Origin of the sequence: Kitasatospora sp. NPDC048286, assembly GCF_043201735.1 — a bacterium.
Taxonomy (GTDB): Bacteria; Actinomycetota; Actinomycetes; order Streptomycetales; family Streptomycetaceae; genus Kitasatospora.
Map to the genome: position 1 here is coordinate 117,658 of NZ_JBICZE010000002.1, position 14,594 is coordinate 132,251.

A 14,594-nucleotide genomic window follows, 5' to 3' on the forward strand; every position below is an offset into this window, starting at 1 on the left:
AGGGCCTAGCGGTACGGCAGCAGCTCCGGCCGCTTCGCCGGGCGGCCGTCGCCGGAGGAGCGGCCGGTGAGGCGGCGGCCGATCCACGGGCCGACGTGGGTGCCCAGCCAGCGGGCGTCCTCGCGCAGTCGATCGGCGCGGCCGGCCGGGGCGGCGGCGGGCAGCGGGGCGCGCCAGTCGAAGGCGGCGGGGCGGCCGAGCGCCTCCAGCACGCCCTCGGCGACCCGGCGGTGGCCCTCCGGCGACAGGTGCAGGCGGTCCTCGGCCCACAGCCGACGGTCGTCGAAGCAGGGCGCGGAGAACAGGTCGACCACCGCGAAGCCGTCCTGCCGACCCAGCTCCTGGACGAAGGCCTTCAGCCGCAGGATGGCGGGGAGCAGCCGGGCGCTGCCGGCCAGGCGACGGGTGGGGTCGGTGCTGGTGAACAGCACGACGGTGGCACCGGTGGCGCGCAGCTCGGCGGCGCAGCGGCCGAGCTGCCGCTCGACGGTGGCGATGTCGCAGCCGGGGCGCAGCACGTCGTTGAGGCCGCCGGCCAGGGTGATCAGCTCGGCGCCCATCGCGGCGGCGGGGGCGAGCTGCTCGTCGTGGATCTGGCCGATGAGCTTGCCGCGGACGGCGAGGTTGGCGTACCGGAAGTTGGTGCCGTTCTCGGCGGCCAGTGCCGCGGCGACCCGGTCGGCCCAGCCCCGGTAGTGGCCGTCCGGCAGCAGGTCGTCGCACATGCCCTCGGTGAAGGAGTCTCCGACGGCGACGTAGCTGCGGTAGGGGGTGGGCACGGGCTGGCCTCCGCTCTCCTGGGCCGACCAAGGCGGTTCGACGATCCGACGATCGTACGTGCGTGCCCGCCATCGGCCGCAGCGGGCCCCACCGCCCACCGCGGCGAGTGGGCGCACGGCCGTCAGCCGGCCGCGACCGCCTCCTCCTCCGGCTTCCGGGGCGTGAACCAGTGCTCCCGGACGGCGTCGGTGGGCCGCTGCTCGCCGAGGGCGGCCAGGCCCCACTCCCCCAGGGCCTCGACGACCGGCCGCAGTTCGCGGCCGCGCCCGGTCAGCTCGTAGACCATCGCGTTGGCGGGCCGCTCCAGCCGGCGGCGGAGGATCAGCCCGTCGCCCTCCAGCTGCTTGAGCCGGGCGGCCAGGATGTCGGTGGAGACGCCGGGCAGGTCGGCGTGCAGGTCGGTGTAGCGGCGCGGGCCGCCGAGGAGCTCACGGACGATCAGGAGGCTCCAGCGCTCCCCCACCGCGTCCAGGGCGCGGGCGACGGCGCAGTACTGGTCGTAGCTTCGGCGTGACATGCGGATCAGCATAGCCAAGAGGTTGGACTTTCCAAGTACACACTTGGTAGAACAAAGCTGAAGCAGCGGAGCGGTGGTGACGGTCGGGAGGCCGCAGATGGAGTTTCGGCAGTCCAGCAAGCTGAATGACGTGTGCTACGAGATCCGGGGCCCGGTGGTCGACCAGGCCAACGCCCTGGAGGAGGCCGGGCACAGCGTGCTGCGGCTGAACACCGGCAACCCCGCCCCGTTCGGCTTCGAGGCGCCCGAGGAGATCATCCAGGACATCATCCGCAACCTGCCCGCGGCGCACGGCTACAGCGACTCGCGCGGCATCCTGCCGGCCCGTCGCGCGGTGGTGCAGTACTACCAGCAGCGCGGCGTGCAGGGCGTCACCGTCAACGACGTCTACCTCGGCAACGGCGTCTCCGAGCTGATCCAGATGGCCGTCACCGCGCTGGTGGACGACGGCGACGAGGTGCTCGTGCCGATGCCCGACTACCCGCTCTGGACGGCCGCGGTCCGGCTGGCCGGCGGCAAGGCCGTGCACTACCTGTGCGACGAAGAGGCCGAGTGGTACCCGGACCTCGACGACATCGCCGCCAAGATCACCGCCCGCACCAGGGCGATCGTCGTCATCAACCCCAACAACCCCACCGGCGCGGTCTATCCGAAGGAACTGCTGGAGGGCATCCTCGACCTGGCCCGCCGCCACCACCTGATGGTGCTGGCCGACGAGATCTACGACAAGATCCTCTACGACGGCGCCGAGCACCACTGCCTGGCCGCGCTGGCCGACGACGTGCTGACGCTCACCTTCAACGGCCTCTCCAAGGCCTACCGGGTGGCCGGCTTCCGCAGCGGCTGGCTGGTGGTCTCCGGCCCCAAGCAGCACGCCACCGACTACCTGGAGGGCCTGACCATGCTCTCCGGCATGCGGCTGTGCCCCAACGTGCCCGCCCAGTACGCCGTGCAGGCCGCGCTCGGCGGCCACCAGTCCATCAACGACCTGGTGCTGCCCGGCGGCCGGCTCACCGAGCAGCGCGACATCGCGGTCAAGGCGCTCAACGAGATCCCCGGCGTCAGCTGCGTCAAGCCCAAGGGCGCGCTGTACGCCTTCGCCCGACTGGACCCGGCCGTGCACCGGATCGTCGACGACGAGCGGTTCGTGCTGGACCTGCTGCTGCGCGAGAAGATCCACGTCGTCCAGGGCACCGGCTTCAACTGGCCCCGCCCGGACCACTTCCGCTTCGTCACCCTGCCCCGGGCCGACGACCTGGAGACGGCCATCAACCGGATCGGCCGCTTCCTGGCCACCTACCGCCAGAGCTGACCACGTACGCTGGGCGGCCATGACCGTCCTGCGCTCCGTCGCCCTGTTCGCCCTCGCCGCCCTCGCCGAGATCGGCGGCTGCTGGCTGGTCTGGCAGAGCGTGCGCGAGTCGCGGCCGTGGTGGCTGGCCGGCATCGGCGTGGTGGTGCTCGGCGCGTACGGCTTCGTCGCCGCGCTGCAGCCGGACAGCCACTTCGGCCGGGTGCTGGCCGCCTACGGCGGGGTGTTCGTGGCCGGCTCGCTGCTGTGGGGCATGGCGGTGGACGGCTTCCGGCCGACCCGCTACGACGTGCTGGGCGCGCTGATCTGCCTGGCCGGGGTCGGCGTGATCATGTACGGGCCCCGGCGCTGACGTGCACGGGCCCCGGCGCCGGACCTCCGGCGCCGGGGCTCCCCAGGGCCCGACGGGACTACCAGCCCCAGCCGCCGCCCTGGCCGTCGTCGTCCCGGTTCGAGTCCCAGCCCTCGCCGACCTCGCGCAGGATCGTGTAGTTGTCGATCTGCGTGCCGTCCTCGGCGAGCGCGGTGACCTTCATGACCGACTTCTGCCCCAGGTGCTTCGGGGTGACGTCGACCTTGATGAAGGAGTAGCCGGTGTAGCGCACCCGCGACCACTGGATGGTCTCGGGGGTCTTCACCCTGCCCTTGCTCCAGTAGTAGGTCTTGACCTCGTCCTGGTGGTTCTCGTGCCCCTCGTAGGTGTCCGGCACGTCGAACTTGTACAGGCTGCGGCCGGCCGCACCGGCGGTGACGTAGACCACGCCGTCCTTGGCCGGCTCGATGGTGGCGCCGCTCGGCACCTGCTTCGAGACCTTGTTGCCGAGGATCGCGTCGGTGCGCTCGTAGATGTGGTTGTGGCCGTTGATGACCAGGTCCACCCGGTACTTCTCGAACAGCGGCACCCAGGCCTCGCGGACACCGCCCTCGGAGGCGTGGGCGACGGTGGTGGAGAAGGCGCAGTGGTGGAAGAAGACCACGACGAAGTCGATGGTCTCGTCGTTGCGCAGGTCCTTGAGGGTGCGCTCCAGCCACTTGGTCTGCTTGTTCGCCGAGATGCCCAGGTTGGCCGGGATCTCGTAGGAGACGTCGTTGGCGTCCAGCGAGACGACGCCGACGTTCTTGTAGCGGAAGGTGTAGACGCCGGGGACGGCGCGCGGGTCCGGGCCGTTGTCCGGCAGGAAGAAGCGGGCGTTCTCGCCGCCGTAGCCGTTCGGCGAGTACCAGGCCTCGACGTCGTGGTTGCCGTACGCGACCATCCACGGGATCTCGGCGGCGACCGTCTCGGTCTGCACCAGGAAGTCGTCCCAGGTCTTCGCGTTGAAGACGGACTTGTCCGGGTCGGTGCCGGAACCGGCCGGGTCGGCGTAGCAGATGTCGCCGGCGTGCAGGTGGAAGGCCGGGTTCTGGGCCTTGATGATGTGGTCGTTGCCGGCCGCGTGCGCGCTGACGCCCTGGTCGCCGAAGGCGGTGAAGGTGAACGGCTCGTACACCTTGCCCCAGCGGTGGTCGCGGGAGGGCGCGGTGCGGAAGGTGTGCAGGGTGGAGATCTGCTGCTGCGAGGCCGGGTCGAAGCCCTCGTGGCCGACACCGTAGTAGTAGGTGGTGTCGGGGCGCAGGTCCTCCAGCGCCACGTGCAGGTAGTACTGGTCCACCGGCTGGCCGGTGGGGGTCAGCGCCGGGGTGTGCAGGGCGCGGACCTCGGCCTGGACCTTGTGGCTCAGCTCCCACGGGGTCTTGCCGAAGCGCAGGAACGGCTTCTTGACCGGGGCCGGCACCTGCCAGGAGATGCGGAACTGGGTGTCCGGCTCCGGGCCGAACTGGAGGTGACGGCCGATCGGCGCGACCAGCGACCCGTCGATGCCGTCGGTCGTGCCACCGGTCAGCAGCTGCGGGCCGGCCGGGGCGGCGAAGGCCGTCCCGCCGCCCAGCGCGCCGCCGACGGCGACGGCGCCCACGGTCACGGCACCGGCGCGCAGCATCCGGCGGCGGGAGAAGCGGGCCCGCAGGTACTCGTGCTGCTCGGCCATGCTCATGCGGTCGGCAAGCTTGGCCGGCACGCCCATGTTGGGGATATCCATGCGCGGGACTCTTCCAGCGGCGCGTTGATCACGCACGGACGGCGGGTGAACGGGTCGCAGCGTACCCCCCATTCGAACGCCAATGTTCGACCATGGTTCGGTAAAGGGCGTGTCCGTACCGTTCCGACGCCGCATCATGGCCCCCTTCCGCCCCTCGGCTTGAGGGTCCGTCGGGTGGCGGCGGGGCCGCCCGCGCGGGTGACCGGGGTTCAGCCGGAGGGCTCGTCCCACTGGGTGGCGGCCCGGTTGCCGGTGCCGTCGCAGGTGCGGCAGATCTCGTCCCGGTAGGCGTGCTTGGCGCCGGTCGCGTCCACCCGGTAGCGCACGTACACCCCGGTGCCGTCGCAGAGGAAGCAGTTGCCGCCCCCGCCGCCCACCTCGGTGGTGCCGGTGCCCTGGCAGGTCCGGCAGCTGAGCCCGGCGGTCCGGCCGGTGCCCGCGCAGATGCGGCAGACCGTCGTCATCGGCTTCCTCCCTCGCGCGCAGACGGCTCGGCGCCGTCCGGGACGGTCCGACGCCACCGGTCATGGTAGTGGTGACGACCCGGGGACAGGCCCTGCTCCGTCCCCGGTGGATACGATCTGACGATCAGCCCGTAGTGCCGGAGCACCGTCTCACTCGGGCAGACCCTCGCGCACCCGCCGGGAGACCGAGATCAGCTGGAGGTCGAGCAGCCCCGGCGGATCGGCGAGGCCGGGACCGCCCGCGCGCACCCAGGCGGCGATGTCGTCGATCATCTCGTCCATCAGCACGAAGCCCAGCCAGACCGGCCGGCCGCCCGCCGCCCGGCCCTCGGTGGAGGGGCCGACCACCACCACGTTGGACTGGGTGCACACGTCCAGGCAGGTGACCGCCCGGACCCGGCCCGCCGAGCCCACCGCCGTCCGCAGCCGCTCGTACTGGCCCGCGTGGTCCACCCCGGGGTGCTTCGCCTCGGTGCCGCAGCAGCAGCCCCGGCAGACCGTGACGGTCACCGGGGCGCCGGCGCCCCGCTTGCGGTCCCGGGCACCGTCGCGGTCTCGGCGGCTCATCGGTTCTCCTGACCCCTCCTGGTCGGCGGCGCGCTGCGCACCGGCCTCCGCACTGTACCCGTCACCCCACCGGCGCCCCGGCCGCGGGTCCCGGCGGACGGCCGCCGGGGCCCTGTCCCTCGGACCTACGCGGAGCCGGCAAGGACCCAGGAGACGGGCCCCGGAGGCACAGACCAGTAGATGTCGGCCACCGGGACGCCACTCCCGAAGTGTCGCCGCCGGAGTGTCGCTCCCGGGGTGTAGATCGGGGGGTTCAGGCCGGGGGCGGCGGATCGGGGGGTCCGATCGGGTTGCGGTCCCACGGCGTCGATCTCACGGCCCAGGGGGAATCCGTGGTCACCGAAACAGCACCGCCCAGACCCACGACCGGTCCGGTCTCGCTGTACGAGGGGAACAGCATCGAGGAGCTCCGCCACGTGGTGGGCGAGCACCTGGCCCCGCACCGGCTGACGGTGCTGGGCGAACAGCGGCTCCCGGGCCGGTTCCGGTCCTTCCACGAGGGCCCGGTGGCGCTCTACGACCTCGGGTACGGGGCACCGGTGTGCCTGCGGACCGGGGAGCTGCCGGACTTCTACAACGTCATCCTGCCGTACGCCGGGGGCGGCCGGGTCGTCGCCAACGGCACCGAGCTGGCGTCCGTGCGGTCCGTGGCCGGGCCGGGCGACCGGGTCACCATGGTGTGGGACGCCGCGGCCCTGAACGGGGCCCTGGCGATGTCCCGGCAGACGGTGGAGCAGGCGCTCGCCGTCCGGCTGGGCGACCTGCCGCAGGAGCGGCTGCGTTTCGCGCCGGTCCTCGACCCGGCCGACCCGGCCGTCCGGTCCTGGCTCGAACTGGCCGGGGCCTTCCGCGAGTTCGCCGTCTCGGCGCTGGGCCGCCAGTCCCGCCTGGGCCTGCAGCACTTCGAGAAGCTGCTGGTCGAGGGCCTGCTGGACGCCCAACCCCACTCGCTGGGCCGGGAGACGGCCGACCGCGGCTGCGCGCTGCTGCCGAGCGCCCTGCGCCGGGCCGCCGACTACTGCGCCGAACACGCCGACGAGGCGCTGTCCGTGGCCGACATCGCCCAGGCCGCCCGGGTCAGCCTGCGCACCCTGCGGGAGGGGTTCCGGCGCCACCTGGACACCACGCCGCTGGCCTACCTGCGGCGCGTACGGCTCGACCGCGCCCACCACGACCTGCTCGCCATCGCCGACGGCCGGGCCACCGGCACGGTGACCGAGGTGGCGTGCCGCTGGGGCTTCACCCATCTCGGGCGGTTCAGCGCGGACTACCGCCGCGTGTACGGGCACTCGCCCTCGCAGACCCTCGGCCGCAACGCCTGACCGAGGACCCGGCAGCCGGTGCGCCCCCGACCGGGGAGGGGGCGCACCGGGTCGCGGGGCCCGCTCGCCCCTCCCCCGCCCACCCCGTGCCACGCTTCCGCACCCCGGCGCTCCCGCGCTCCTCGCACCCCGCTACCCGACCGCCCGCGCCGCCGCCCGTCCCGCCGTACGGCCCGAGAACAGGCAGCCGCCCAGGAAGGTCCCCTCCAGCGAGCGGTACCCGTGCACGCCCCCGCCGCCGAACCCGGCGGCCTCGCCGGCCGCGTACACCCCGGGCAGCACCTCGCCGTCCGGCCGCAGCACCCGGGAGGACAGGTCGGTCTCCAGTCCGCCCAGCGACTTGCGGGTCAGGATGTTCAGCCGGACGGCGATCAGCGGGGCGGCGGCCGGGTCGAGGATGCGGTGCGGGGCGGCGGTGCGGATGAGCCGGTCGCCGAGGTGGCGGCGGGCGCCGTGGATCGCGGTGACCTGGAGGTCCTTGGCGAAGGGGTTGACCACCTGCCGGTCGCGGTCCTCGACGGTGCGGCGCAGCCCGTCCGGGTCGATCAGCGGCTCGCCGGCCCTGGCGTTCATGCCCCGGGCGAGGTCGGCGAGGTTCCCGGCGACCACGAAGTCCGGCCCGTGCCGCAGGTGGCCGCGGACCGGCCCGGGGGCGCCGGGCAGCGCGCGCCCGAGCACGCCGCGCACCGACTTCCCGGTCAGGTCGGGGTTCTGCTCGGAGCCGGAGAGGGTGAACTCCTTCTCGACGATGCGCTGGTTGAGCACGAACCAGGTGTACTCGTACCCGGTGGACATGATGTGTTCGAGCGTCCCGAGGGTGTCGAAACCGGGGAACAGCGGGACGGGCAGCCGCTCGCCGCGCGCGTCCAGCCAGAGCGAGGAGGGGCCGGGCAGGATGCGGATGCCGTGCCGGGCCCAGATCGGGTCCCAGTTCTCGATGCCCTCGGTGTAGTGCCACATCCGGTCGCCGTTGATCAGGCTGGCCCCGGCCCGGCCGGCGATCTCCAGCATCAGTCCGTCCACGTGCGCGGGCACGCCGGAGAGCAGCCTGGCGGGCGGGGTGCCGAGCCGGGCCGGCCAGGCCTTGCGGACCAGGTCGTGGTTGCCGCCGATGCCGCCGGAGGTGACGACCACGGCCTGGGCGCGCAGTTCGAAGCTCCCGGCGACCTCGCGCGAGCTGGCCTCGCCCCGGCCCGCCGGGCTCGGCACCAGCACCTCGCCGGTGACGGTGTCGACGGCGCCCGCGGTGGCGGACAGCCCGGTGACCCGGTGCCGGAAGCGCAGGTCCACCAGGCCGCGCGCGGCGGCCGCCCGGACCCTGCGGACGAAGGGCGCCAGCAGCCCGGGCCCGGTGCCCCAGGTGATGTGGAAGCGCGGCACCGAGTTGCCGGGCCCGTCGGCGAGGAAACCGCCGCGCTCGGCCCAGCCGACCACCGGGAAGAACCGCACGCCCATGCCGTGCAGCCAGGAGCGCTTCTCGCCCGCCGCGAAGTCCACGTACGCCTCGGCCCAGCGGCGCGGCCAGGCGTCCTCGGGCCGGTCGAAGCCGGCCGTGCCGAGCCAGTCCTGCCAGGCGAGGGCGTGCGAGTCGCGGATCCGCATCCGGCGCTGCTCGGGCGAGTCGACCAGGAAGAGGCCGCCGAAGGACCAGTGCGCCTGGCCGCCGAAGGAGGCCGCGGGTTCCTGGTCGAGCAGGATCACCTTCCGTCCCGCGTCGGCGAGTTCGGCGGTGGCGGCGAGGCCCGCGAGGCCCGCCCCGATGACGATGACGTCGGCGTCCAGGGCCATGCGCAGTCCTCCGTCGCGGCTCGCGGTGGCGGCGCGCCCGGGACACGCCGTCGCTGTGCGCCCGATACTGCGGTCTGCGGCGAGGTCCGGTCAACCGGCGGGTGACAACCGTCGGGCCGAATTCCGCTCCGGGGCGTTTCGGAATTGCCGTCGATAGCCGCGCGGCCCGTGGTCGGGCGAATTGCGAAATGCCGTCCGGGGCCGTCTGACGGAATATCGGCAATTTCTGCGCAAACCATGGACGCCCGGGAAACCTGGCAGTAACTTACCTGCGAGTAGCTGCGGCCCGGCTCGGCACGACCCCCACCCGTCGTTTCTCTCCCCCCAGGAGGAACCGTGCTCCGCCCTGCCCGGAAATCCACGCACCTCCGGAATTCCACCGCACTCGCCGCCGTCGCCCTCGGCGCCGCGCTCGCGCTCACCTCCACCGCCGCCCAGGCCGCCACCCCGGCGCCGAAGCACTACGTGGCGCTCGGCGACTCCTACGCCGCGGGCGCCGGCGTGCCGGGCCAGTCGGCCGGCCTGTGCCTGCGCTCCGACCGCAACTACGGCCACCTGGTCGCCGCCGCCCTCAAGGCCGGCGCGTACACCGACGCCACCTGCTCCGCCGCCAAGATCAAGGCGATGACCCAGCCCCAGTACGACGCCTTCATCCGGGTCAACGACCCCCAGCTGGACTCGGTGACCGCCGACACCGACCTGGTCACCCTCGGGATCGGCGGCAACGACCTCGCGGCCAGCGACCTCGGCCTCGGCGAACTGGTCGCCACCTGCATCGCCGGCGCCGTCGTCAACCCACTCGGCACGCCCTGCAAGGACGTCTACCACCACGGCTACTGGGACTGGAGCAGCATGTCCTGGCGCTACGGCACCGACGACCTGGCCGAGCGGATCCGCACCACCATCGCCCCGCAGCTGGCCGACACCCTCCGGCGGATCCACGCCAAGGCGCCGGGCGCCAGGGTGCTGCTGGTCGGCTACCCGTCCGTGCTGCCCGCCGACGGCTCGAAGTGCGTCCTGCGCCAGCCGGTGACCCCGGGCGACGTCGAGTACATGCACGGCGTGCTGGACAAGCTGAACGCCGCCCTGAAGTCCACCGCCGCCGCCAACGGCGCGACCTACGTGGACACCGCCACGCCGACCCTCGGGCACGACGTCTGCTCGGACGACCGCTGGATCGAGGGCGCGCTGCCCGGCTCGCCCGCCGTGCCGTTCCACCCGAACGCGACCGGCGAGCGGGTGATGGCGCAGGCGGTGCTCGCCGCGCTGAAGTAACACCGCCGCCGGCCCCGCCCATCCGCCCATCCGTCCGCCCGCCCGCCCGTCGGCCCGGGCCCGGAAAGCCCCGAGGGGCCGGTGACCAGACCCCGGTCACCGGCCCCTCGGTTCGGTACGCGCGCTACTCGGACTTCGCGGCGGTGGTGGCGGTGGTGGCGGCACCGGCGGCCAGCCCGGCCGACCACTTCTCCTCGACGTTGCCGAACTTCCAGTAGGCGATCGCCGCGGCCCAGGTGAGCACGAACAGCCCGACGATCGCGTAGCCGACGAAGTTGAGGTCGAGCCCGCCGACCCAGGCGATCGGGCCGCTGGTGATGTCCAGCTTCTCGCCGAGCAGGCCGATCAGCTCGATCGAGCCGATCACCAGCGCGACCAGCACGGACAGCCCGGTGACGGTCAGGTTGTAGTAGATCTTGCGGACCGGCTTGGAGAAGGCCCACTCGTACGCGAAGTTCATGAACGAGCCGTCGATGGTGTCCAGCAGGCTCATCCCGGCCGCGAACAGGATCGGCAGGGTGAGCAGCGCGTACCAGGGCAGCGAGAAGGCCGCCGCGCCGCCCGCCAGCACCAGCAGGGACACCTCGGTGGCGGTGTCGAAGCCCAAGCCGAACAGCAGGCCCACCGGATACATGTGCCAGGGCTTGGTGACGGCCCTGGTGACCCGGCCGAGGATGCGGTTCATCAGCCCGCGCCGCTCCAACTGGCGCTCCAGCTCCGCCTCGTCGTAGTCACCGTGGCGCATCCGGCGGAAGACCTTGAGGATGCCGTTGAAGGCGCCCAGGTTGATCAGGCCGAGCAGCAGCAGGAAGGTGCCGGAGACGGTGACGCCGATCAGGCCGGTCATCTCGTGCAGCGTCGAGTCGTCGGACTCCACCTGGCCGGCCAGCGAGCGGATGCCGAAGGCCAGCAGCGCGCAGAGGCCGAAGACGATCGAGGAGTGCCCGAGCGAGAACCAGAAGCCGACCGACAGTGGACGCTTGCCCTCGCCCATCAGCTTGCGGGTGGTGTTGTCGATGGCGGCGATGTGGTCCGCGTCGAAGGCGTGCCGCATGCCGAGGGTGTAGGCGGTCAGGCCCATGCCCGCGCCGAACACCTGGCCGCCGACGTCGTAGTGCTCGGGCTCCACCAGGGCGAGCAGCGTGAACCAGCCGATGACGTGCAGCGCGAGGATGAAGCCGCCCATTCCGGCCAGGCGGATCCACTCCTCACGGGTGAGTCGGTCGCGCCATCGGGGGGCGGTCATCGTCGTGTCCTTTCGGTCGGGCGGTCGAAGCTGGGCCATCTTTCCGCCTCGATGCGCGCAGTTGCAAGTCATGCGCAATTACGGATTCGTCTCCCTTCGTCTCCACCCCCCTCCCGAAGATCGTCACGACTCGTACAGGGCTTCGTAACCTCCGGGGACTTTCACCACGCGCTCTACGCGCGGATACTCCCGTTCTACGCGCGAAACCTGAGCGCTGCCCCCTCAACTCCCCACGGAGGAACGGCTCATGACGATCCGTATTCGAACCGCTGCCGCCCTCGCCGGAGCGGCGCTGCTCGCGGCCGGCCTCACCACCCCCGCCGCCACCGCCGCGCCCGCCACCCCCACCGCCAGGGCCGCCGCGGTCAGCGCGACCCCGCACCGGGTGCTGTTCGACAACAGCAAGGCCGAGACCGCGGGCAACGCCGACTGGATCATCAGCACCAGCCAGCCCGACCCGCTCGCCCAGAACGCCAACCCCACCACCGAGAAGAGCTGGACCGGCGCGCTGTCCGCCTGGGGCGTCGCCCTCCAGAAGACCGGCCAGTACAGCCTGAAGACGCTCCCGGCCGGCTCCACCATCAGCTACGGCACCGGCGCCGCGCTCGACCTCGCCAACTTCGACACCTTCGTGATCCCGGAGCCCAACATCCGGTTCAGCGCGAGCGAGAAGACCGCGATCATGAAGTTCGTCCAGAACGGCGGCGGGCTCTTCCTGATCTCCGACCACGTCAACAGCGACCGCAACAACGACGGCTGGGACTCCCCGAAGATCATCAACGACCTGCTGACCAGCAACGGGGTGAACAACAACGACCCCTTCGGCTTCTCGGTCGACCTGCTCAACATCACCACCGACAACCCGCGCGCGGTCAACGACGCGACCGACCCGGTGCTGCACGGCTCCTTCGGCACCGTCACCGGCTCGATCCTGCGCAACGGCACCACCTTCACCCTCAAGCCCGCCGACAACCCGAACGTCAAGGGCCTGGTCTACCGGACCGGCTACAGCGGGAACACCGGCGCGTTCTTCGTCACCAGCACCTTCGGCTCCGGCCGGGTCGCGATCTGGGGCGACAGCTCCCCGATCGACGACGGCACCGGCCAGTCCGGCAACACCCTGTACAACGGCTGGGACGACCCGGCGGGCACCGACGCCGCCCTCGCCCTCAACGCCACCGCCTGGCTGAGCAAGGCCTGACCGGCCGCGCACCCGAGGGGGCGCCCCGTCTCCGGCGGCGGCGCCCCCTCGGCCTGGCCCCTCTCATCAGGCCAAGGACCGCGCCCTCCCCTACTGTCGAAGTACCGAACCGTCGCGACGCCGACGCCCGGGACCGATGGGAGCGGCCATGCCGTCCTACCCCTTCCACACCACCCGCGAGGACCTGCGCGTCCCGCTGCCCGACGGCACCCGACTGGCCGCCCGGCTGTGGCGGCCGGTCGGCGGCGAACCCGGCCCCGCACTGCTGGAGTACTCCGGCGGCCGCCTCAGCGACCGGACCGCCGCCGAGGACTCCCGCCGCCACCCCTGGTACGCGGGCCACGGCTACGCCGCCGTCCGGGTCGACACCCGTGGGCACGGCAACTCCGAGGGCACCCCCGGCGAGCCCGGCGGCGCGCAGGAGCTGGCCGACGGCACCGCCGTGGTCGACTGGCTCGCCCGCCGCCCCTGGTGCAACGGCCGGCTCGGCCTGCTCGGCGTCGGCACGGCCGGCACCACCGCCCTGCGCCTCGCCGCCCGGACCCCCGGGGCCGTCGGCGCCGTCGTCACCGCCTGCCCCGAGGGCGGCCACCGGCTCGGCGGAGCCGTACTCGCCGCCGACCTCCACAACCGGCTCACCACGCTGATCGCCGACGCCGCCCTGCCGCCGGACCCGCGGCACGTCGGCGACGCCTGGCGCACCGCCTGGCTCGCCCGGCTGGAATCGCTGCGGCCGCCCGTCGAGGACTGGCTCGCGGCCGGCGAGTCCACCGTCCCGGTGTCCGTCCCCGCCCTCGCGGTGACCGGCTGGGGCGACCCGTCCTGCTCCTTCGTGCTGCGGCTGCTCGCCGAGTCCCCCACCGCCCGCGCCCTGATCGGCCCCTGGCCGCACGGCCTGCCCGAGCCCGCCCTGCCCGACACCCTGCGCTGGTGGGACCACTGGCTGCGCGGCATCGACACCGGCGCCCTCAAGGAACCCGCCCTGCGCAGCTGGCTCGGCACCCGCTGGACCGGTGACGAGGCCTGGCCCTCCCCCGACGTCCGCGAGATCCACTACGGCCTGGACGGGCCGCTGAGCACCGCCGGCACCGCCTCCGACGACCGGTACGTACGGGTCCGCTCCCCGCAGCACACCGGCCTCAACGCCGGCGCCTACGTCCCGCACGGCCGCCCCGCCGACCGGCCGCCGGACCAGCGCGAGGAGGACGGCCGCTCGGTCTGCTTCGACTCCCAGCCGCTGCCCGAGCCGGTCGAACTGCTCGGCGCCCCCACCGTACGGCTGCGGCTGCGCGAGGACGGCGCGCCCGCCCAGGTCGCGGTGCGGCTGTGCGCCGTCGGCCCGGACGGCACCTCCGAGCTGGTCACCCGGGGCGTCCTGGCCGCCGAGGGGCCGGACGCCGAGGTCGAACTCGCGGCCTGCGCCTGGACCTTCCCCGCCGGGCACCGGCTGCGCCTCGCCCTCTCCTCGGTCTACTGGCCCTGGGTGTGGCCCCCGGCCGAGGACACCGGGTACGGCGTCGACCCGTCCCGCTCCACCCTGAGCCTGCCGGTGCGCCACCTCGCCGCCGACGTCGGCGCCCCGCCCGTCACCTTCGAGACCCCGGAGCTGCCCGACCCCCTCGACGTCCACCTCACCGAGCCGCTCACCGCCCGGCCCGAACACCTCACCGTGCACGACATCGGCCGCCACGAGTGGCGCACCGAACTCTCCCCCGCCGGCGACGGCACCCGCACCCACCCCGACGGCCTGGTCCGCGACGAGCACACCGTCACCGCCTACCGCGTGCTCACCGGCGCCCCGCTCAGCGCCCAGGCCCGCACCGACCACACCGTCCGGCTGGAGCGGCCCGACATCGGCTGGGACGTCACCGTCCAGACCCGCACCCAACTGCGCTGCGACGCCGGACACTTCATCAGCATCGTGCAACTGCGGGCACTGGAGGCGGGCTCCGTGGTGTTCACCCGGGAGTGGCAGCACCGGGTGACCCGGGACCGCCCCTGAACCTTCACCAAGTCCGCCCCCGGCCGGGGTTGTCGGCAGTGT

Annotated in this window: 11 protein-coding genes and 2 pseudogenes; 6 read left to right on the forward strand and 7 right to left on the reverse strand. The window is 73.1% G+C overall.

What is annotated here, in order from left to right:
- Positions 1 to 5 precede the first annotated feature (5 nt).
- Positions 6 to 779: an SGNH/GDSL hydrolase family protein gene (locus ACGF13_RS04840; protein WP_392868992.1), complete on the reverse strand. Its 774-nt coding sequence runs from the start codon at positions 777 to 779 to the stop codon at positions 6 to 8.
- Between the two features lie 164 nt (positions 780 to 943).
- A pseudogene (locus tag ACGF13_RS04845) lies at positions 944 to 1,297 on the reverse strand (winged helix-turn-helix transcriptional regulator); the annotation flags it as partial.
- A 97-nt stretch (positions 1,298 to 1,394) separates the two neighbouring features.
- On the opposite strand from ACGF13_RS04845, the gene ACGF13_RS04850 reads away from it, so the two are divergent.
- Positions 1,395 to 2,609 carry a pyridoxal phosphate-dependent aminotransferase gene (locus ACGF13_RS04850; RefSeq protein ID WP_392868994.1) on the forward strand — a complete coding sequence of 405 codons (1,215 nt, stop codon included), beginning with the start codon at positions 1,395 to 1,397 and terminating at the stop codon, positions 2,607 to 2,609.
- A 19-nt stretch (positions 2,610 to 2,628) separates the two neighbouring features.
- A complete protein-coding gene (locus ACGF13_RS04855; protein ID WP_392868996.1) occupies positions 2,629 to 2,961 on the forward strand; it encodes a YnfA family protein in 333 nt (110 codons plus the stop codon).
- A 58-nt stretch (positions 2,962 to 3,019) separates the two neighbouring features.
- Here the strand turns inward: ACGF13_RS04855 and ACGF13_RS04860 are convergent, their stop codons facing one another.
- The 3 genes from ACGF13_RS04860 to ACGF13_RS04870 all read right to left on the reverse strand — a co-directional run bounded on the left by ACGF13_RS04860 (position 3,020) and on the right by ACGF13_RS04870 (position 5,718).
- Positions 3,020 to 4,687: a purple acid phosphatase family protein gene (locus ACGF13_RS04860; RefSeq protein ID WP_392868998.1), complete on the reverse strand. Its 1,668-nt coding sequence runs from the start codon at positions 4,685 to 4,687 to the stop codon at positions 3,020 to 3,022.
- A 209-nt stretch (positions 4,688 to 4,896) separates the two neighbouring features.
- Complete coding sequence (locus ACGF13_RS04865; RefSeq protein WP_359912273.1) at positions 4,897 to 5,151, reverse strand: hypothetical protein; 255 nt, start codon at positions 5,149 to 5,151, stop codon at positions 4,897 to 4,899.
- Positions 5,152 to 5,301: 150 nt separating this feature from the next.
- Positions 5,302 to 5,718: a (2Fe-2S) ferredoxin domain-containing protein gene (locus tag ACGF13_RS04870; protein WP_392869000.1), complete on the reverse strand. Its 417-nt coding sequence runs from the start codon at positions 5,716 to 5,718 to the stop codon at positions 5,302 to 5,304.
- 332 nt (positions 5,719 to 6,050) lie between these two features.
- On the opposite strand from ACGF13_RS04870, the gene ACGF13_RS04875 reads away from it, so the two are divergent.
- The gene (locus ACGF13_RS04875) at positions 6,051 to 7,040 is read left to right on the forward strand and encodes an AraC family transcriptional regulator (RefSeq protein ID WP_392869002.1); all 990 of its coding nucleotides are present in this window, start codon (positions 6,051 to 6,053) and stop codon (positions 7,038 to 7,040) included.
- Between the two features lie 132 nt (positions 7,041 to 7,172).
- On the opposite strand, the gene ACGF13_RS04880 is transcribed toward ACGF13_RS04875, so the two are convergent.
- Complete coding sequence (locus ACGF13_RS04880) at positions 7,173 to 8,828, reverse strand: FAD-binding dehydrogenase (RefSeq protein ID WP_392869004.1); 1,656 nt, start codon at positions 8,826 to 8,828, stop codon at positions 7,173 to 7,175.
- A 336-nt stretch (positions 8,829 to 9,164) separates the two neighbouring features.
- On the opposite strand from ACGF13_RS04880, the gene ACGF13_RS04885 reads away from it, so the two are divergent.
- A complete protein-coding gene (locus ACGF13_RS04885; RefSeq protein WP_392869006.1) occupies positions 9,165 to 10,103 on the forward strand; it encodes an SGNH/GDSL hydrolase family protein in 939 nt (312 codons plus the stop codon).
- Between the two features lie 124 nt (positions 10,104 to 10,227).
- On the opposite strand, the gene ACGF13_RS04890 is transcribed toward ACGF13_RS04885, so the two are convergent.
- Positions 10,228 to 11,349 carry a HoxN/HupN/NixA family nickel/cobalt transporter gene (locus tag ACGF13_RS04890; RefSeq protein WP_392869008.1) on the reverse strand — a complete coding sequence of 374 codons (1,122 nt, stop codon included), beginning with the start codon at positions 11,347 to 11,349 and terminating at the stop codon, positions 10,228 to 10,230.
- A gap of 247 nt (positions 11,350 to 11,596) precedes the next feature.
- On the opposite strand from ACGF13_RS04890, the pseudogene ACGF13_RS04895 reads away from it, so the two are divergent.
- Positions 11,597 to 12,547 (forward strand): annotated as a pseudogene (locus ACGF13_RS04895) (hydrolase); the annotation flags it as partial.
- A gap of 151 nt (positions 12,548 to 12,698) precedes the next feature.
- Complete coding sequence (locus ACGF13_RS04900; RefSeq protein ID WP_392869010.1) at positions 12,699 to 14,552, forward strand: CocE/NonD family hydrolase; 1,854 nt, start codon at positions 12,699 to 12,701, stop codon at positions 14,550 to 14,552.
- The last annotated feature ends 42 nt before the right edge of the window (positions 14,553 to 14,594 follow it).

What these genes read in the sequence shown, in the direction of transcription:
- ACGF13_RS04880 (WP_392869004.1), bottom strand. Translation starts at nt 8,828, where the DNA reads ATGGCCCTGGACGCCGACGTCATCGTCATCGGGGCGGGCCTCGCGGGC.
- ACGF13_RS04855 (WP_392868996.1), top strand. Translation starts at nt 2,629, where the DNA reads ATGACCGTCCTGCGCTCCGTCGCCCTGTTCGCCCTCGCCGCCCTCGCC.
- ACGF13_RS04870 (WP_392869000.1), bottom strand. Translation starts at nt 5,718, where the DNA reads ATGAGCCGCCGAGACCGCGACGGTGCCCGGGACCGCAAGCGGGGCGCC.
- ACGF13_RS04850 (WP_392868994.1), top strand. Translation starts at nt 1,395, where the DNA reads ATGGAGTTTCGGCAGTCCAGCAAGCTGAATGACGTGTGCTACGAGATC.
- ACGF13_RS04900 (WP_392869010.1), top strand. Translation starts at nt 12,699, where the DNA reads ATGCCGTCCTACCCCTTCCACACCACCCGCGAGGACCTGCGCGTCCCG.
- ACGF13_RS04865 (WP_359912273.1), bottom strand. Translation starts at nt 5,151, where the DNA reads ATGACGACGGTCTGCCGCATCTGCGCGGGCACCGGCCGGACCGCCGGG.
- ACGF13_RS04890 (WP_392869008.1), bottom strand. Translation starts at nt 11,349, where the DNA reads ATGACCGCCCCCCGATGGCGCGACCGACTCACCCGTGAGGAGTGGATC.
- ACGF13_RS04860 (WP_392868998.1), bottom strand. Translation starts at nt 4,687, where the DNA reads ATGGATATCCCCAACATGGGCGTGCCGGCCAAGCTTGCCGACCGCATG.